The sequence below is a fragment of the Paenibacillus sp. YAE3 genome (assembly GCF_057546105.1).
The window spans coordinates 1-507 of record NZ_BAAIYF010000072.1 but is presented as its reverse complement, the minus strand read 5'-3'; the positions used below and the strand labels follow the sequence as shown (position 1 = coordinate 507).

Below are 507 nucleotides of genomic sequence, written 5' to 3'. Positions count from 1 at the left end.
CTCGATTCTTTCGCCCAGGCGGCTGTTCGCAAAACGCCGGAGCTGGGGATTGAGGCAGCCCGCAGCATCCTCGTGGAGACGATGCTGGGAACGGCTTTGCTTTTGAAAAACGAACAGCTTGGCTTCGACCAACTGATCGAGCGCGTCGCTACCAAAGGCGGAATTACCGCGGAAGGGCTGCGCGTCCTCGACAAAACCTTGCCGGGCGGCTTTGACGAGCTGTTTGCCATGACATCGTCCAAGCACGCCGCGCTGAAGGAGCTTGTACAAAAACAGGTCGGAGAACACAGCGACGAAAAGGAGTAATCAGACATGATCGTAGGTTGGATTGGCTTGGGCAATATGGGCGTACCGATGGCGGGCAATCTGCTGGCGGCAGGCTATGACGTGAGCGTCTGGAACCGCACCCCGGACAAGGCGGCTCCGCTGGTCGCCCTCGGTGCGAAGCAGGTGGCGTCCCTGCCCCGGCTCGTAGAGGAATGCGACGTACTGTTTACGATGGTCAGC

General features: G+C 59.6%; 2 protein-coding genes. Both read left to right on the top strand.

Going from position 1 to position 507, the window contains the following annotated elements:
- The coding region (locus AC27KL_RS28265) for a pyrroline-5-carboxylate reductase dimerization domain-containing protein (RefSeq protein ID WP_487171819.1) at positions 1-306 on the top strand (306 nt) is incomplete at its 5' end.
- 6 nt (positions 307-312) lie between these two features.
- Positions 313-507: NAD(P)-binding domain-containing protein (locus AC27KL_RS28260; RefSeq protein WP_487171818.1), on the top strand; the 195-nt coding region annotated here is incomplete at its 3' end.